Genomic DNA, 17668 nt, shown 5'->3' on the forward strand with positions numbered 1-17668 from the left:
CGGCCGGGTACCCCCGCGCGAAGGGGCCAAGCACAGTGGCCGACCGGAGCCCCCGGTCCCGGTGTCACATCCGCGGGCCGGCCGGTGTCTTCATGTCGAACAGCCACCCAGGCACACGTGCACCACATACAAGGAGAACACCGTGACGCTTCGCGTTCCCAAGGCCGAGCTTCCCGCCGAGCTGCGCGAGAACATGATCAAGCAACTCGGGACCGTGCCCGAGCCCGTCGAAGTTCTGTGGAACCAGCCCCAACTCGCCGCGGCCAACCAGGAGTTCGCAGCGAAGGTGGGTGCGTGGGACGCGGCCGACCCGAGCCTCAAGACGTTCGCGCACATGGCTGTCGCTGCCCAGGTCGGCTGCAGCTGGTGCCTCGACGTCAACTACTTCCACGCGCTGAACCAGAACCTCGACCTGGCCAAGGCGAGCCAGGTGCCGCGCTGGCGGCAGTCGGAGGTGTTCACACCGCTGGAGCGTGACGTGCTCGCGTACGCGGAGGCCATGACGAACACACCGCCGACCGTCACCGACGAGCTGTCCAAGAGCCTGCTCGACCGGCTCGGCCCGGCCGCGCTCGTCGAACTCACCGTGTTCATCGGCTTCGCCAACATGGCGGCCAGGTGCAACACCGCGCACGGGATCACCTCGCAGGGCTACTCGGACTCGTGCGAGATTCCGCTGGCTTCCCGGACGGGGCACGCCGCCGCCGACGTAGCGTCGACGGCATGACTGCCGACGACGTGACCGAGGACCCGTTCGTCGCCCACCGGGGCCTCCTGTTCACGGTCGCCTACGAGATGCTCGGGTCGGCCGCCGACGCGGAGGACGTGCTGCAGGAGTCCTGGCTGCGGTGGGCCGACGTCGACCGGTCACAGGTGCGGGACCCGCGGTCGTACCTGATCCGGCTTGTCACCCGGCAGGCGCTCAACCGGCTGCGCACGGTGTCGCGCCGACGTGAGGAGTACGTGGGCGAGTGGCTGCCGGAACCCTTGTTGACCAGTCCCGATGTCGCCGAGGACGTCGAGCTCGCGGAGAACGTCTCGATCGCGATGCTGACCGTGCTGGAGACGCTCGGGCCCACCGAGCGGGCGGTGTTCGTGCTGCGCGAGGTCTTCGAGCTGCCGTACGGCGAGATCGCCGAGGTCATCGGGAAGTCCGCAGCCACGGTGAGGCAGGTCGCGCGGCGGGCCCGGGAGCACGTGGCGGCCCGACGGCCCCGGGTGCGGGTGAGCCGGTCGGAGCAACAGGCCGTCGTGGAACGGTTCTTGCTCGCCCTGCGGACCGGGCAGTTGCAGGAACTGATGGAGGTGATGGCACCGGACGTGGTGCTGGTGACCGACGGTGGCGGGGTCGTTCCCGCCGCGCTCGCTCCCATCCACGGCGTCGAGTCGGTGGCGCCGATCCTCGCCCGCGCGCACGAGTTGGTGGCCGCGCTCGACACCACGGTCGTGTGGCTCAACGGCGAGCCGGCGGGCCGGATCGAGTTCGACGGCGAACCGTCCGCGATCAGTGTCGTGGTGGAGGACGGCCGGGTCACCCGGATCTACGTGGTGCGCAATCCGCGGAAGCTGACGCAGTTGGACGAACCGACCGAACTCGTCAGGTGAATCTGCCGCCGCTCCGAACTGCCCTCTGCACAGGGTGAGTTGAGGCGCCCGGGCACTACGCTCGACTCGTCTGTACGCATCCTGTGCGCAGCCGGAAACAGCCGCGGCGGGCGGGGAACCGTCCTGTGACCGTGCGCATCGGTACTGGCATGGGGTCGGCCGCACGGCAGGCCGTGGAGGGGGCGACGTCGTGGCGTATGCCAGAGCACTGCGTGTCGGCGGGGTGGCGGCGGTCTGCGGAGCCCTGGTGGTGGGGTGCACTGGGGGTGGCGGCGGTTCCGCGTCGCCGCCGACGACATCGCCCGGGACGGCCCGGAGCAGTACGGCCGACTCGCGGCCCACGGCGTCGGCCACCCCTGGGACGGATCCGAGCAGGGAACCGATGACCGCGGCGCAGGCTCGGGCGCTGATCCAACAGGTCATCTCCGGCCCGGAGTTGTTCGGGACCGGGGTGGTGCGGGCCACGCCGTACGAGAGTGATCCGGGGCAGTGGGCGGTGTTGGGTGACGACTGTCTGTGGCGGCTGCGCCCGTTACCCGGCGACGCGTTGGCCACGCTGACCCGGCACTTCGAGGTGCCCGCGTCCAGTGCGAAGGGGGCCGTCCGGCTGTCGGCCACGGTCACCGTGCACCGCACGGCGTTGGACGCGTCGTGGGAGCAGGCCAGGATGCTGGAGGAGGACCTCGACTGCGCCGAACAGACCCAGCGGCCCGGTGAACGCCTTACCGGGCTGCAGTCGTTGTCGTTCGCGCGCGGCGAGGGCGGCAACACCAGCGGCGACGATCTGCTGCTGGAGACGGGACAGTGCATCAGCGACACGCACGGGGGTCCGTACCCGTACTGGTGGCAACAGGCCGTGCTGGGTTCGGTGGTGAGCGGTACGTCCGTGTGCGGTGGGCGCGGCCGTAGCGAGGAAGAGCTCAACTCCCTTGTGGCGGAGGTGCTTCCGAGGATGCTGCTGAGGGTGGAACAGGAGATCGGACGCTCCGGCGGGTCGGCGTCCGGTGAGCCGAGTCCATCCGGGTCGGGCACGAAGGGCGGGTCGTGATGGAGCGGCTGCTTCCCACCGATCCGTCGCGGCTCGGCGGATACCGGCTGTTGGGGCGTCTGGGCGCGGGCGGCATGGGCGTGGTCTACCTGGCGCGCGGTGAGGCCGGGGAACTCGCCGCGGTGAAGGTGATCCAGCCCGAGTTCGCCCAACAGGCGGAGTTCCGGGCCCGGTTCCGGCGTGAGGCGGACTCCGCGCGCGGGGTGGACAGCCCGTGGGTGGTGCCGGTGCTGGGCACGGACACGGAGGGCCCGGCGCCCTGGCTGGCGACCGCGTTCGTGCCGGGGCCGTCGCTGGCCGAGGCCGTGGCGGAGTGCGGACCGCTGCCGGCGCGGGTGGTGCGACGATGAGGAGGCTCGTGGAACGCTTCAGCGTCTGAGGACACCAGAGAGTTCCTGGGCCGAGATGGGACCGATGAATGGAGCAGTCGCACCCGCCCGCCGAAGTCGGCGAAGTCCCTTTGTCCGGAGGCCGCATCACCCCCGGCGTCGTACGCGTCGGCGACACGGTCCGCCGCCCCACCACGCGAGCCTCGCCCTTCGTCGCGCGACTCCTCGGTCACCTCGAACAGCACGGCTTCACTGGAGCGCCCCGCCACCTCGGCCTCGACGAAGCCGGACGCGACACGTTCAGCTACCTGCCCGGCAATGTGCCTCGGCGCTTCCAGTACTGGACCGACGCACAGGTCGCCGCGGCCGGGGCCCTGCTCCGCTCTCTCCACGACGCCACCCGCGGCAGCGCGCTCGCCGAGCCGTGCACCGTCGTCTGTCATCACGACCCCGGGCCGAACAACACCGTGTTCCGCGACGGCCTGCCCTACGCCTTCATCGACTTCGACACCGCCGCTCCCGGCGATCCTCTCGAAGACGTCGGTTACGCAGCCTGGACCTGGTGCGTCTCCTCCCGGGCCACTGCTCAGCCCGCGGCGGTGCAGGCAGCCCAGGTGCGGGTCCTCGCCGATGCCTACGGCCTCGACGCGTCCGATCGCGCCAAACTCGTCAACGCAATGCTCAACCGGCAGATCCTGAACGCGAGTTGGTGGCGGGCACGGCTCAGCGGACCCGAACGCCGTTCAGTCGAGGACGAGTTGATCGGCGCCCGCGTCGCCTGGTCCGAGCGGGAGTACGCCCACACCTCCGCCCATCGGCCCGCGTTCGAGAGCGCACTGCAAGCGCCCTCCCCCGCCCACCGGAAGAATCCGGACTCCACCACCCCGTGGCCGTAAAACCCGATAAACCCCCGCCCCCGACCGCACCGGCCATCTACTGTACGAACACGCGGAGTTACCCACCGCAGTCACCCGAGGAGGATTCCTGTGTCATCGCCCTGCGACCCCTCGCACGCTCCTGTCGGTGATGTCGGTGCGGCGATCATGATGATCGACTCCCGGCTGAAGACCGTTCATGACGGGAAGAGTGCGACCGATCCCGAACAGCGGGCGTTGATGGACCAGTTCATCGCGACGCTGGGGGCCAAGGGGCTCAATGACATGCTGGACGGCACGTGCACGCTGATCTACATGTTCATGACGTGGCTGCGGAAGGCTCACGAGGAGCACGAGAAGGACGTCATCGAGTACGTGGTGCCCAGCCTCGTGGCCACGATGCAGATGATGCCCAGGAGTGTGCGCCCAGAGGCCATCCCGATGATGGCCGGGCTGGCCATCGCCGCGGGCACCGGGCTGAGCCCGAACCTGTGGCGTGCGCAGTACGGGGACTGGACCAAGGAGGAGATGACTCCGCTGGAGGCCACGGCCTTTCTGCTCGCGGAGCACATCAACCGCATCACCGACGACCAGGATTTCGCCACCCGCCTGATCACCGATGCCCTGTCCGTCGCGGACGGGGACCAAGAGGGCTGACGGGCCGCAGTCTTCGTCCTCAACTCGGGGCGTCGCGCCCCGACATGGCGTGGGCCAGGCCCCGATCCGGCTCCGGACAGGTCGCGCGCAGAGCGTCCAGCTTCTCCGCGTCGGCCGTCCCGACCGCCGCCGTGTACGTGACGATCCTGAGGTCGGTGCCCGCGGCCATCACGACGTCGAGGTCGAGGTCGATGTTCCCCACCCGGGGATGCTCGACGGTCTTGCGGTCGCCGACATTGGTGCGGGCGGTGCCGTTGGACCAGAGGCGGGCGAAGCGCCCGCTGTCGTGCAGCATGCGGTCGATGAAGGCGGCGAGCCGCGCGTCATGGGTATGGGCGGCCGCCGTCAACCGCAGGTCGGCGACCAGGTCCTCCTCCTCGACCGCGTCGCCCGCCCAGGACCGCACCGGCCAGGCCGCGATCGGCTCCCGCCGTCGTCCACCGCTGGACCGGAACATGCCGGCCACGAGGTTGAGTTCGCTCCAGCCGTACGTCCGGGGGTCACCGACCGCCTCGTTCCACATCCCGTTCCAGCTGATGAGGGTCCAGTCGGCGGCGAACACGGCGGTGGGGTTGCCGGACAGCTGGCCCACCAGCCGGTGCACCCTCGCGGGGACGTGCCGGGACACGTTCCCTGCCGGGGGCGGTGCGAGGTGGGCACAGCGGAACAGGTGGTCGCGCTCGGACGGTTCGAGCCGTAGCGCTCTGGCCAGCGCGGTGACGACCTGGGCCGAGGGATTCCGGGCGCGCCCCTGTTCCAGCCGGACCACGTAGTCGACCGACAGGCCGGCCAGCCGGGCCAGTTCCTCCCGGCGCAGCCCGGGGATGCGCCGGTCCCCGCCCGCCTCCAGCCCGCTGTCCTGCGGCGACACGCGCTCGCGCCACCCTCGCAGAGCGATGCCAAAGTGGTTCGTCGTAGCCATGGAACACATTGTTGTTCAACTGGCGCGCCGCACAGGGACGTTCAACCTCCGGACGGCGGAGTCTTTACTCTCCGCCGGTCCGTGCCGTCGTCCCTCGTCCACCTACGACGAGGCCCCGGCCGCCGGCAATGCCTCGTCCGGCTTGTCGGTGTCGGAGTCCTCGGCCCACCGGGCCCGGATGAAGGCTCCGGCAGCGTCGAGCGCGGCGGCGCCCTCGTCGAGCATCGCCGCGAACGCCTGGAAAACGTGCGGGACTTCGGGCCAGACCTGGAGTTCTACGTGGACGTCGTACTCGGCGGCGCGCGCGGCCAGCCGTACAGCGTCGTCCAGGAGGATCTCGTACGAGCCGACCTGGATGAACAGGGGCGCCAGGCCGGTCAGATCGGCGAAGACGGGGCTGACGTGCGGGGTGGTCGGGTCCGTGGTGCCGAGGTAGTCGCGGGCGCGGGTGCGCAGGCCTTCCGGGGTCAGTGAGGCGTCGACCGCCGCCTTGCTCACCGCGCTGTCGCCGGACACGCTCAGGTCGGCCCACGGGGAGAAGACCGCGGCCGAGGAGGGCTGGGGCAGGCCCGCGTCCTTGACGGCGACCAGTGTCGCGGCGACGAGACCGCCGCCCGCGGACTCCCCGACGAAGGCGATGGCCGTACTGGGAGTTCCGTCGTCGAGCAGGGCCCGGTACACGGCCAGGGCGTCGTCGATCGCCGCGGGGAAGGGGTGTTCGGGGGCCAGCCGGTAGTCGACGCAGACGGCGCGGGCACCGGTGCGCCGGGAGACCTCGGCGGCCAGACCCGCGGCGTCGGCCGCCGAGCCGATGACGTACGCGCCGCCGTGCAGATACAGCAGGACGCTCGCCGGGTCGTTCCCCGGCGTCTCGACGGTGACGACCGGTACACCGCCCAGTTCTCCCTCGGTGGTCGAGACGTCGGGCGGCAACGGGATGGACGTCATCATGTCGTGGAAGAGGGCGCGCTGTTGGGCCACGTCCCCTCCGAGGTCGAGCGGGCCGTGCCGCAGCATCTCGTCGAGGGCCTGGCGCTGTTGCCGGGACATGGCTGTGCCTTTCGTGGTTCCGGTCGGTGCGGTGGAGCTGTGGGTCAGCGCGGCGGGCCGACGATGATCTGGCCGTACATGTCGGCGGCCTCGGCCATGATGTCCCGCGAGATCTCGAAGCCCTCGGGGCGCGGGGTCGTGAGGTCACGTCCCGCGTGCCGGAACATGCCCTCGATGCCACCGGGCGTGCAGATCATCAGCAGGTCGGCCGTGTCGGAGGTGATCCGGTAGCCGTGCGGCACGTTCCGCGGCAGGAAGACGATGCCGCCCTCCGACAGCTCCATCTCCTCGTCGTCGCACCACAGCAGCGCACTCCCCTTGATGAGCATGAAGACCTCGTCCTCACGGGTGTGCTTGTGGTACGGCGGTGCCTCGCCCTTGGCGACGGAGAACCGTCCCACCGTCAACTGTCCGCCGGTGGCCGCGGCATCGAGGAGTACGGCGAACTCGCCGCCGTCGAGCCATTCGAGTCTCTGCTGCTGCTCGGGCTGTGCGAGGTAGGCCATGGTCATGCGGCTGTCCGTTCTGCGCGATCAGCTGTCTGAGGTGTCTCCGGTCGGGGCCGTGCCCTGTCCGTCCGATGATCCTCTTCTCCGCGCGGCGGTCGCCAGCCGTGTGGGTAGGACCAGCAGTACCACTCCCCTGGCCCGGCGCTCGGTGCCGGGCGCGTCCGGGACGCCCTCCGGCTTGTGGCATTCTCTGCTGCCATGGATGTCTCGACTGATCAAGAACTGCCGTCCGAGGACGAGGACATGGAGGCCCGGGCGGTCTCCGGCGAGCGGCTCACGTTCTTCGGGGACGCGGTGGTCGCCATCGCGCTCACGCTGCTGGCTCTGGAACTTCCGGTACCGGAGGGCTCGACCAACTCCGAGCTGTGGCACTCGGCCACGTCACACCGCGAGAGCTATCTGGCGTTCATGATCAGTTTCGTGGTGATCGCCGCGCACTGGCGCTCCCACCACCGGGTGTTCCGCTACGTCACGGCGACCAACAGCCGGTTGACGGCCCTCACCATGTACTGGCTGCTCATGCTGGTCGTCACCCCGTTCGCGACCGATGTGATCGGCGGCCACGGAGCGTTCCAGGCGCGGTTCGTCTTCTACGCCGTCGTGCAGTTCCTGGCCTGTCTCCTGTTCATACTGATGGTCCGCGAGGTCCCCCGCGACGGCCTCCAGCGCCCCGGCACCCCGCCCGAGCTCTTCACCCGGGCCATCCGCCGCCTCGGCATGGTGGCACTGGGCTTCCTGGTGTCGATCCCGGTCTCGCTCTTCACCCACTGGGCCTACCTCTGCTGGATCGTGGTCCCGGTCGCCGACTCGGTCGTCGACGCACGCAGAAGCCGTAACGGGCAGCAGGCTTCGGAGGATTGAGCCGGGGGCTCGCCGACGACAACGACGCCAGTGGTCGGGTGAGAGGTCGTCGCCGGGTTCCTACGACACCGGCTTTCCGGTAGCACTGTCCGCCCTGTCCAGCCGCGCGGACAGGAACTCTCCGGCCCGGTCCAGCGCTACGGCCGCTTCGTCGAGGAGCGGCTGATAGGCCTGGAAGACGTGCGGGACCCGAGGCGTGACCTCCAGCGTGACCTCTACGTCCGCGGCGGCAGCCTGCTGGGCGAGGCGTACGGCGTCGTCGAGGAGGACCTCGTGGCTGCCGACCTGGATGATCAGGGGCGGCAGCCCGGACAGGTCCGCGAAGACGGGGCTGATCAGGCCGAGAGCGGCATCCTGTCCCGCCGTGTAGTCGGTGACCCGGGGTTCGAGAAGCTCCCGGCTGAGCAGCGGGTCGGCCTCACGCTTGGTCTCGATGCTCGCCCCGGCCAAAGTGAGGTCGACGTACGGCGACATGACGTAGGCCGCGGCGGGCAGGGGCAGTCCGCGGTCGCGGGCGTTGACCAGGGTGGCGACGACGAGTCCGCCGCCCGCGGACTCCCCGGCGAGGACGATGTCCGAGGGGGCGATGCCGTCCTTCAGGAGGGCTTCGTAGGTCGCCAGGGCGTCGTCCACCGCCGCCGGATACGGGTATTCGGGGGCGAGCCGGTAGTCGACGGAGTAGACCTTGGCGCTGGTCCGCCGGCCCACCTGCGAGGCCAGGCCTGCGGCGCTCGCGGCGTCGCCCAGAACGTAGACGCCGCCGTGGAAGTACAGGACGACGTGCCGGGGTTCGACTCCGTCGACCGTGATCGTGGCGACGGGGACACCGCCCAGCGTGGTCGACGTCATGGTCACGTCGGGGGGCAGGGGCTGCGCCGACGTCAACTCACGGAGCAGGCGCCGCTGTTCGCCGACGTCACTGCCGACGGGAAGGGCCGACTGACGCAGGATCGCGTCGAGAGTGTTCTGCTGCTCGGTGCTCACGGAACGTTCTCCCTTCGGTGGAGGCTGGTCCGGTCGCACGATCGGCCGGACCGAGAGGTCTTGCGGGGGCCGGACTCTGCGTACTTCGAGGAGGTCGAGGCCGAGTGCCTCGACCTCGGCGAGGACGCCGTAGAGCGCCGAGGCGTCCGGCAGCAGCCCGGTGAGCACGGTCTCGGTGCCCTGCTGCTCGGGCGCGAACGCCGGGAACGCCATCAGCAGGGTGGGACCGAGGTGGCCGCAGACCCGGATCTGGTACAGGAGGGGGTCATCACCCATGGCCCCATCGTCGTGGGCGGACAGGTGAGTCCGCGTCGCCGGAATCCGGTGATCGTACGGTCCTCAGCCGCGGCCGTTCGACAGGAGCCGCAGCTCACGACCGCGCTGCACCGCCGCGGACCGGTCGCCGGCGCCGAGCTTGGCGTAGATCCGCCGGATGTGGGTGTTGACGGTGTTCAGCGAGACCGAGAGTTCGCCGGCGATCTCGGGGCGGGTGAGGTTCGTCGGCAGGTAGCGCAGGACGCGCAGTTCGCTCGGGCTGAGGTTCTCGGTGGGTACCGGAGACGGCCGGTCCGGTCCGCCGCCGGCGGTGCCGCGGACGACGTCCAGGATGTCGGAGACCAGCGCGGCGTGCGACGTCCGCAGCGGCAGGGCCTCCAGCAGCTCCCAGGCGCCGGTCATCGCGAAGGGCAGGATCATCCGGTCCGCTTCGGCGAGGTTCAGCGCCTGCTCCACGGCCGTTACCGCCGCTCGCTCGTCGCCGAGGTCGCGGCAGGCGAGCGCGTCCAGGAGGTGGGCCTCGATCGGGGTGAGGAGGGAGTTGACGGAGGCGGTGCCGTCGAGGACCGGCCGGAGTTCGCGGCGGGCGCCGGCGGGGTCCTGCTCGGCGAGGCGGATCACCGCGGCCGCGGTGCGGATCTCGCCGGTGGCGGCCCGCCGTTCGTCGAGGGCGGCGAGGGTGGCCCGGGCCTGGTCGAGCATGCCGAGGCGGGCCTGGGTGGCCGCCGTCCAGCCGATCACCCGGGACCAGAGCCCGTGCTCGCCCCTCATGTGTGACTGCACCTGCTCAGCGGCGGTCAACTCGGCCAAGGTCTCCTGGAGTTGACCCCGCGCCGCCGGAAGCATCGCGGAGACCAGATGCACCAGCAGCCGGACACCGGGCTCGCCCTCGGACTGCGTGGCGCGCCGGGCGCGGTCGAGCCACTGCTGCCCCTGCTCGAACTCGCCCGCGCAGATCAGCGTCCCGGCGAAGGACACCTGCGCGGGCACGATGACCGGCTCGGCGCCCCAGCCGTACCGGTCGGCCAGCGCCAGCGCTTCCTCGCAGCGGCGCCGGACCAGGGTGAAGGAGCGGTTGCCGGAAGCGAATCCGAGGTGGGCGAGGCAGGCCACCTCCAGATAGGGGCGGCCGATGTCGTGGGCGAGCGCGGCGCCCTCCAGAAGGTGCCGCTCGCTGTCGTCGAGCCGGAGCGACCAGGCCTCGGTGACGCCCAGGTTCAGCAGGGCGAGCGCTCGTAGGTCGCCGGCGAGCGCGACCTCGGTGGTGGACTGGCCGGTGGTCGGGGACGGCAGGGCGTCGGCCTGCTCGAACACGGCGTCGAAGTGCCCGCGCAGCCGGGCCAGCAGCAGGTCCAGGGACGCGATCGCCATCCGCAGCCGAGGCCTGCGGTCGGGCGCCGTCGTCCCGGCGTACGACCGGGCGATGTCGAGGTGCGCCTGGGCCTCGTCCAGGCGGTGCTGGTGCAGGTCGGCGTTGGCGTGCACGAGGGCCAGCTCAGGGCGTTCCTCGCCGGTGCCGGCGGGGAAGGCGTGCAGCAGCGCGACGACAGTTCCGGCCTGTCCGTCCAGGGTGAGGCTGACAGTGTGATCGGCGAGCAGGTGAGCTGCCTCGGCCCACTCTCCGGCGGCCTGCAGATGCCGGACGGCGTCGCCGGCCTGGGCGTGTCCGGCGAACCACCGCGCGGCCAGCCGGTGCAGCTCCGGGATGTTCCCGGGGAGCGTCCGGCGCAGTTCCAGCCGGAGCAGATCGCCGAACATGTGGTGGTAGCGGAACCAGGTCCGGCCGGGATCGAGCGCCACGACGAACGCGTTGGCGTCCTCCAGATCCAGCAGGATGCGCTCCGACCCGGTCGCGTCCGTGAGCAGATCGGCCAGCTCGCCGTTGACGCGGTCGAGCAGGGAGGTACGCAGCAACAGCCGCTGCACGTGCGGTGGTTGGCGCTCCAGCATCTCGGCCAGCAGGTACTCGGCGACCGTACGGTGGCTGCCGGAGAACTCGGCGACGAACCGCTCGGGATCCGGGTGCCCGGCCAGCGAGAGCACGGCGAGCCGCAGCCCGGCAGCCCAGCCCTCGGTCCGCTGATGCAGCTTGTCTGCCACCGAGTCGGGCAGCACGATCTTGGTGGCGGCCAGGAGTTCGCGGGTCTCGGCCTCGGTGAAGCGGAGCTGCGCGGCGCGGATCTCGGCGAGTTCGCCGGCCAGCCGCAGCTTGTGCAGGCGCAGCGACGGGTCACGGCGGGTGGCCACGATCGCGTGGACGCCCTGGGGAAGGCTCGTCAGCAGTGTCCCCAACTGCTCGACGGCCGCGGCGGATCCGAGCTCGTGGAGGTCGTCGATGACGAGGAAGAAGGGTTTCCGGGATGCCGTGATCTCGGCCAGCACCTTGTCCCTGACCGCACCGCCGTCGGAGCCGGGCGTCACGGCCGACGGCTCCCCCACATCTTCGGTACCGGCCGCGGCGCGGACCGCCTCCAGCAGAGCGAGCCAGAACAACTGCCCGTCCCGCTGCCCCGGCCGCACGGACACGAACGCGATACGACGATCCTGGTCAGGCCGGTCCGCCCATGTGCGCAGCAACGACGTCTTCCCGCTGCCGGCGGGCGCGGAGACGAGTGTCACCTGCTTCTCGGCGGCACGGTCGAGGGCGGCGACGAGGTCGCGGCGGTCGATGAGCCCGGGTCGGCCTCGACCTGCTGAGCGGCCCGAACCCGCTGTGGCCCGCAGGTAGGGGGTCGCGCGATGTCCGTCAGCCACGCGGTCAGAGTAGCCGATGCGCATCACGTCATCCCGGCGGCGAACTGTCGCCTGCACGGCGGTGATCCTGGGCATGCGCTGGGGCCGTATCCAGTAGAAGATCAAGGGCTTCGACTGCCGGCAACTGGTGGCAGCACGCAAACGCGTTCGCATAGCCTCGCGGACATGTCAGATGTGTTTGCGGGCGTCCGTCTGCTCGGCCCGCCGGAGACCGACGGCGAGTACATCGCGCTGGGCGAGCACGAGTTGCTGCACCTGCACGAGTACACACGGATCTACGCCGTGCCCGGCCTCTACGAGCATGTCGTCCAGGAGCTGCTCCAGTGCCGGTCACCACAGGTCGCGGCGGCGGGCTTCCTGCGCGCGGCCGAGCGCCTCGGGTTGGAGCCGGGCTCGCTGACGGTCCTCGACGTCGGCTCCGGCACGGGCTTGGTCGGCGAACTCGTGCGTGGCGGGGGCGTAGCTCAGGTTGTCGGGGTCGACGCGCTGCCGGCGGCGCGCGAGGCGAGTCTGCGCGACCGGCCGGGCGTCTACGCCGACTACGTGGTCGGCGACTTCCTGCACCCCGACGCACTCCGCGAGGCTCTATGGCCGTACGCGCTAGGGGGGTTGGTGTCAGCAGGGGCGTTCGGCGGCACGCACGCCACACCGCGGGCGCTTGAAAACGCACTCGCGGTTCTGCCACCCGGCGCTCCTGTGTCCTTCACGATCGACGAGCGGTGGATGGACGCATCGGATCCGGACGGGTTCGGTGCCGCGGTCGAGCGGCTGATGGCCGACGGGCGTCTCACGGTGCTGGAACGGACTCGGTTCCAGCACCGCGTGACGACGACCGGCGAGCCGATCTTCTACGAGCTCGTCGTGGGCCGGACAGGGTGAACAGGGTGAGGTGAACGGCCGTACCGGACCGGCGAGTTGTCGGTCACCAGACCTTCATGCCGCCGTCGACGACGAGGTCGACGCCGGTCACGTAGGCGCTCTCGTCGGATGCGAAGAACAGGGCCGCGTTCGCCACGTCCTCGGGTCGGCCCACTCGGCCCAGGAGGGTTCGGCCGAGCATCTGGCGGGAGAAGTCGTCGTTCTCCAACTGCTCGCGGGTGGCCCGGCTTTCGATCAGACCGGGTGAGATCGAGTTGACGCGGATGCCGAACTCGGCTCCCTCCATGGCCAGTTGGCGGGTCATACCGATGATCGCGGCCTTGTTCGTCGTATGGGACAGGGACGGGAGGCCCTTGAAGCCGAGGGAACCGTTCAGGGAGGCCATGTTCACCACCACGCCCTGGCTCGCCTTGAGTTGGGGCCATGCGGCCCGGGTGAGGTAGAGGACCAGGTCGACCTCGTCCCGGCGCGCATCGTCCCAGTCCTTGTCGGAGACGTCTTCGAGCCAGCCGAAGTGGGCCCTGGCGGCAAGGTTGAACAGGACGTCGATCCGGCCGAATCGATCCACCGCGAAGTCGACGAGCCTGACGGATTCGGCGGGATCGTCGAGACGGCACGGCTGCAGCGACACCATCTCGCCGCCCTCGGCGCGCACCAACGCGACGGTCTCTTCCGCCACTTCGACCGTGACGTCGCACCCGACGACCCGGGCACCCTCCCGGGCGAACGCCAGGGCGGTGGCACGCCCCATGCTCCCGCCCGTGCCGGTGACGACGCAGACTTTCCCGGCCAGTCGGCCCGGCATCTCAGTGCCCCTTCTGGTGTGTGGCGCGGTGTTCAGGCTGGTGTGTTGGGCTGTGCTCAGGCATGGACCTGCGAGCCCTGGCCGAGGTCGAGGCGGAGCGATTCGAGGATGATGAACGTCGTGCTGGCCGTGTAGACGTCGGCGGCGGCGAGGACACCGGTGTACTTCTTGATCACCGGGTCGGCGGCGTAGGCGACTTGAGCGGCCTGGTACTCCTTGACCGCGGCCCAGGCGTTGTCCCCGTACCTGGCGAAGTACGGCGTGGGGTCGACCGCCGTCAGCGCCTTCTTGACGTTGTCGACGATGTCGTTCACGTACTGCTGGTAGACGACCATGTCCTGGCGGGTGCCGAGCCGTCCCATGTGACCGCCGATGTAGTGCTTCCACGGGTACGTCATGGCCTTCGCCGGGGCGGCTATCGAGGCGGGGACGTCCTCGTTCAGGTTGAAGCTGTCGAAGGGGACCCAGCCGGGCAGGTTGACGTCGACCAGCATGAGCGTGTCGTGGTCCGGCAGATGGATGTAGATGTTGTCGGGCGAGTGGTTGGTGCCGTGCCAGGCCAGGTTGATGCGCTCGCCGCCCACGCGCAGCGTGTACCGGTTCTCGAACGTCACGTCCGGCAGCGGCCGCGTCGGGTCGTTGTCGCGGGCCAGCAGCCGCCTGTTCTCGGCGTGCCCGATCCGCACCACGTGCCGGCCGAACAACGACGAGGCGCCGAGGTGGTCGGCGTGGTGGTGGGAGTAGATCAGGTGGGTCACTCTGTTCGAGACGCCGTTGGCGGCGGCGATCTCGTCGATGGCCCGCTGGAGGTTGTGCCCGATGGTGGGAGGCGCGTCGAACAGCACGACGCCCTCACGGGTCGTCAGGAACGCCGCCTGGTACGTGCCGTCGGTCACCCAGTACAGATTCCGCTCCACCCGACCGACGTAGTAGCCCTGCGAGTTGACGGCGGGGCCGAGTGCGGACGGCGGGATCGGCGCGTAGTCGGGCAGCGTGGGAGTGGCGGCGGACGCCTGGCCGGCGAATGTGCCGTCGGCGAACGCGGCGACCGTGGGTACGGCCGCCAGGACCGCGCTGCGGGCGAGGAACGATCGGCGGTTCGTCGAGGACATGGTGGTTCCCTTCGAGTGGGGGTGATGTGCATGGGATGGAAATGGACGCGTACGGGGGCGGGGGCGTACAGGGTGTGTTACCTGTCCGGGTTACGCGCCGTAGGCCGGCACGATCGCTCCGCTGATGTCCGCAGCCAGGTCGCCGGCGAGGAAGGCGATGACGTTCGCGATCGCCTCCGGCGGGACGGCGTGGGCCAGCGCCTCCGGAGGGAGCAGCGCCCGGTTCCTGGCCGTGTCGAGGAGTTGCGGCGCCACGGCGTTCACGCGGATGCCGTCCGGGCGCAGTTCCAGGTCGAGGATGCGGACGAGGTGGTTGAGCGCCGCCTTGCCGAGGCTGTAGGCGGCCATACCGGCGGTCGGCTCGCTCGCCGGCCGGGCCGACACGTGCACGATGGCGCCCCCGCCGCGTCGGCGCATGTACGGCGCCACGGCCTGGCTCAGCCACAGCGCGGCGCCGAGGTTGACGTCCAGCATGACCCGCAGGTCCTCGGGGGTCGCGGCGAGCGCGTCTCCCGGGCGGAAGGCGCCGAGGGTGTTCACCAGTACCTCGGGAGGTCCGGATTCGGTGGCGATACGGTCGATGACGTTCCGGGCCACGGCCGGGTCAGTGGTGTCGCCCACCTCGCGCCGGATGCCGTCGGGCAGTTGCTCCAGCGCCTTCTCCGTACGGTCGACCGCCGTCACGCCGAACCCGGCGTCCGCGAGTACCAGCGCGGTGGCGAGACCCAGGCCACCGCCCGCACCGACCACCACCGCCACACGCTCACTCATGAGACCGCCTCCTTGCCTGGCGTTGCCGAAGTCCCTGCACCCCAGGTTTGTCGTAGGGCAGGTGAGCGGTCCTCACCGGATTCCGGTGATCTGTTGGAGGCGAGGGCAGGGCACGCCGGCGGAGGGGCGTGGAGAGAGGGTGCGATGACGGGCGCGGTCCGGCCGGGCTGATCGGCTGCTGCTGCGCCTTGAACTCGCACAGCTCTCACAGAGCGAACTCGCGCCGACGGTAAGGGTGTTGAGCGGTTGGCCGTGCACTTCGGGAGCAGCATCGCCTCAGTCAGGCAACGCCCGGTCGGATTGCGCGCTCCTTCAATTCACACTCGGCGCAGGCCACCCCCGAGTAGCCGCCAACAACTTCCTCGCCCCTTCCAGGCACTTCACGGGATCCACCGGCGCCGCCTGCAATCCCGGCAGCAGCATCATCCACAGGTCGCTCACCGCTTCCTCGATGTTGCGGCGGTCGTCCAGTGCGTCGGAGACGGTGTGCACCCCGAAGAAGCTGGAGACGAGGACGCGTGCGGCGCGCTCGGCGTCGACGCCGGGGGCGAGTTCCCCCGCCTGCGCGGCGGCGGTCAACATGTGGGCGGCCGCGTCGATCCACCCCACGAAGGGCCGGGGCAGGGAAACGGGGATGGTTCTGCGCTCGCTCCAGAGCCTGTTGCCGGCGCGGACGATCACGTTGTCACGGAATTCCCGGGCCACGGCGAAGCTCAGGCCCACCAACCGGTCGAGTACCGGACCCTCCTGTGATTCCCAACGCTCCACATATCGAGGCCATTCGGCGAAATGGGCTTCCAGGACACCCCGGGCCAGCCCTTCCTTGCTGCCGAAATGGAAATAGATCGCCCCGCTGGTGTACCCGCTCGTACGCGCCACGTCGCTGATGCTCGCACCGACGTACCCATGCTGTTCGAACAGCACCGCGGCCGTCGCCAGAACAGCCCGTCGGGTGGCTTCCGCACGTTCCTGCATATTCTCGGTCGTCCCTGTCCTGCGTGCCGGATCGTCTTTTCCGGTGAATCTAGCCGACAGGCAGCCGTTTCCCGCACCGATGCCAGGGAACCATAGCTTCTATTATTTTATGACTGAATCACCATCTCTCGCGCGTCCCGATGCCGACCCGGAAGAGCTGGCGCTGAGCTGGGACAGCTGCGTGTCCAGGACCCTCGTACACCGGAACGCGGTCGCCGAAGTCCTGCTCACCGACGCCCGAGCGCTGCCCGACGGCCGTTACCTCCTCGCCGCGCAGTGGCCGCGCTCGTATGCCTCATCCGCCGCGTCCGGTATCGGCTCCGGTTCTTGTTCCGGCGAACGGCACGATCCGATGCTGGCCGCCGAGACCATCCGCCAGGTCGGCCTGTACATCTGCCAGCGCTTCCTCGGCGCCCCGAGCACGAGCAGGCCCGTCATCAGAAGCGTCGGCTTCCAGCTGGACAACAGCGCTGAGCCAGTTGTCGGTTACGGCGCCACCGACGTCCTGTGCCGGGCCGAGGTGCACGACGTACGCCACGTCGACGACGTCCCCTGGCCGGTCGCGCTGAACGTGCGGATCCAATTCTCCGCCGCCGGGCGGGAGTTCGGCTCGGCCTTCGGACGCGTCCGTGTCCTGTCGGAGGAGGAGTACGAGATGGTCCGCGGCCCGAACGCCGCCGCCGACCCCATTCGGGACAACGTGCACGCGCGCCCCTCGCCCATCGAGGTGTCGGTCCCTTCCCCCGGCGACGTGATGCTGGTCCGCGCCCCCTCCGGAACCTTGCTGGTGGCACCGGCCGACCTGCGCCACCCCCGGTTCTTCGACCACCCGAGCGACCACGTACCCGGCATGGTCCTCCTGGAGGCGGCCCGCCAGGCGGCCTGCCTGGCAGGAGCCTCCCCAGGCCGACTGAACGGCTGCCACATGCAAGCCCTGCGCTTCACCGAGTGGAACGCACCCGTCCATGTCGAGTGCGCGCCGGCCGAGGACGGCTGGGCCTTCCAGATCACACAGAACGGCGATACGACCGCGTCCGGCACGCTGTCGTTCGCGACGAAGGGGTAACTCACCCTCAGGGTCGCGACTTGACGTTCACTCTGTCCAACAGACCTGCGCTTCCTCACCCGTTGACAACCTGCGATGGACGCCCGTTCGTTCGAAGGACGGGCGCCCGTAGCGAACAGCACGCTGCGACGCAGCTCCCGCCGACGAGGCGCTCTGGAACCCGTCGAACGGTGCCGGGCGCCTCTTCCTA

General features: G+C 70.1%; 17 protein-coding genes and 1 pseudogene. 9 read left to right on the top strand and 9 right to left on the bottom strand.

The genetic code is table 11. The annotated features are described in order from the left end of the window. Positions 1–142: 142 nt before the first annotated feature. The 6 genes and pseudogenes from OG496_RS03295 to OG496_RS03320 all read left to right on the top strand — a co-directional run bounded on the left by OG496_RS03295 (position 143) and on the right by OG496_RS03320 (position 4514). The gene (locus tag OG496_RS03295; RefSeq protein WP_405969477.1) at positions 143–727 is read left to right on the top strand and encodes a carboxymuconolactone decarboxylase family protein; all 585 of its coding nucleotides are present in this window, start codon (positions 143–145) and stop codon (positions 725–727) included. An 11-nt stretch (positions 728–738) separates the two neighbouring features. After that, positions 739–1605, top strand: a complete 867-nt coding sequence (locus OG496_RS03300) for an RNA polymerase sigma-70 factor (protein WP_405976555.1) — start codon at positions 739–741, stop codon at positions 1603–1605. A gap of 382 nt (positions 1606–1987) precedes the next feature. After that, positions 1988–2653, top strand: a complete 666-nt coding sequence (locus OG496_RS03305) for a hypothetical protein (protein ID WP_405969478.1) — start codon at positions 1988–1990, stop codon at positions 2651–2653. Next, a pseudogene (locus tag OG496_RS03310) lies at positions 2653–2997 on the top strand (serine/threonine protein kinase); the annotation flags it as partial. The gene OG496_RS03305 and the pseudogene OG496_RS03310, both read left to right, overlap by 1 nt. 74 nt (positions 2998–3071) lie before the next feature. After that, positions 3072–3878: an aminoglycoside phosphotransferase family protein gene (locus tag OG496_RS03315; protein ID WP_405969479.1), complete on the top strand. Its 807-nt coding sequence runs from the start codon at positions 3072–3074 to the stop codon at positions 3876–3878. Positions 3879–3968: 90 nt separating this feature from the next. Then, positions 3969–4514, top strand: coding sequence for a hypothetical protein (locus OG496_RS03320; protein ID WP_405969480.1), 546 nt, complete (start codon positions 3969–3971; stop codon positions 4512–4514). 19 nt (positions 4515–4533) lie between these two features. Here the strand turns inward: OG496_RS03320 and OG496_RS03325 are convergent, their stop codons facing one another. The 3 genes from OG496_RS03325 to OG496_RS03335 all read right to left on the bottom strand — a co-directional run bounded on the left by OG496_RS03325 (position 4534) and on the right by OG496_RS03335 (position 6998). Further along, a complete protein-coding gene (locus OG496_RS03325) occupies positions 4534–5436 on the bottom strand; it encodes a helix-turn-helix transcriptional regulator (protein ID WP_405969481.1) in 903 nt (300 codons plus the stop codon). Positions 5437–5538: 102 nt separating this feature from the next. Beyond that, entirely contained in the window at positions 5539–6486 is a 948-nt protein-coding gene (locus tag OG496_RS03330; protein WP_405969482.1) for an alpha/beta hydrolase, read from the bottom strand. A 44-nt stretch (positions 6487–6530) separates the two neighbouring features. Beyond that, positions 6531–6998, bottom strand: a complete 468-nt coding sequence (locus tag OG496_RS03335) for a cupin domain-containing protein (RefSeq protein WP_366492747.1) — start codon at positions 6996–6998, stop codon at positions 6531–6533. A gap of 195 nt (positions 6999–7193) precedes the next feature. On the opposite strand from OG496_RS03335, the gene OG496_RS03340 reads away from it, so the two are divergent. Then, positions 7194–7856, top strand: coding sequence for a TMEM175 family protein (locus tag OG496_RS03340; protein ID WP_405969483.1), 663 nt, complete (start codon positions 7194–7196; stop codon positions 7854–7856). Positions 7857–7916: 60 nt separating this feature from the next. Here the strand turns inward: OG496_RS03340 and OG496_RS03345 are convergent, their stop codons facing one another. Both OG496_RS03345 and OG496_RS03350 read right to left on the bottom strand, forming a co-directional pair. Then, positions 7917–9116, bottom strand: coding sequence for an alpha/beta hydrolase (locus OG496_RS03345; protein WP_405969484.1), 1200 nt, complete (start codon positions 9114–9116; stop codon positions 7917–7919). 63 nt (positions 9117–9179) lie between these two features. Next, on the bottom strand, positions 9180–11870 hold the full coding sequence (locus OG496_RS03350; RefSeq protein ID WP_405969485.1) for a LuxR C-terminal-related transcriptional regulator: 2691 nt from the start codon (positions 11868–11870) through the stop codon (positions 9180–9182). A 165-nt stretch (positions 11871–12035) separates the two neighbouring features. Here OG496_RS03350 and OG496_RS03355 point away from each other — a divergent pair, with 165 nt between their 5' ends. After that, positions 12036–12749: a hypothetical protein gene (locus tag OG496_RS03355; protein WP_405969486.1), complete on the top strand. Its 714-nt coding sequence runs from the start codon at positions 12036–12038 to the stop codon at positions 12747–12749. Between the two features lie 43 nt (positions 12750–12792). Here the strand turns inward: OG496_RS03355 and OG496_RS03360 are convergent, their stop codons facing one another. From OG496_RS03360 to OG496_RS03375, 4 genes are all read right to left on the bottom strand, one after another. Then, entirely contained in the window at positions 12793–13554 is a 762-nt protein-coding gene (locus tag OG496_RS03360; RefSeq protein WP_405969487.1) for an SDR family NAD(P)-dependent oxidoreductase, read from the bottom strand. A 56-nt stretch (positions 13555–13610) separates the two neighbouring features. Beyond that, positions 13611–14666, bottom strand: a complete 1056-nt coding sequence (locus tag OG496_RS03365; RefSeq protein WP_405969488.1) for an MBL fold metallo-hydrolase — start codon at positions 14664–14666, stop codon at positions 13611–13613. Between the two features lie 90 nt (positions 14667–14756). Further along, positions 14757–15437: an SDR family NAD(P)-dependent oxidoreductase gene (locus OG496_RS03370; RefSeq protein ID WP_405969489.1), complete on the bottom strand. Its 681-nt coding sequence runs from the start codon at positions 15435–15437 to the stop codon at positions 14757–14759. 312 nt (positions 15438–15749) lie between these two features. Next, positions 15750–16412 (bottom strand): ScbR family autoregulator-binding transcription factor, encoded by a 663-nt coding sequence (locus OG496_RS03375; RefSeq protein ID WP_366492739.1) that lies wholly within the window; start codon positions 16410–16412, stop codon positions 15750–15752. Between the two features lie 109 nt (positions 16413–16521). Between OG496_RS03375 and OG496_RS03380 the strand changes: the two genes are divergently transcribed. Then, positions 16522–17478, top strand: a complete 957-nt coding sequence (locus tag OG496_RS03380; protein WP_405969490.1) for a ScbA/BarX family gamma-butyrolactone biosynthesis protein — start codon at positions 16522–16524, stop codon at positions 17476–17478. Positions 17479–17668 lie beyond the last annotated feature (190 nt).

Origin of the sequence: Streptomyces sp. NBC_00988, assembly GCF_045162645.1 — a bacterium.
Classification (GTDB): domain Bacteria; phylum Actinomycetota; class Actinomycetes; order Streptomycetales; family Streptomycetaceae; genus Streptomyces.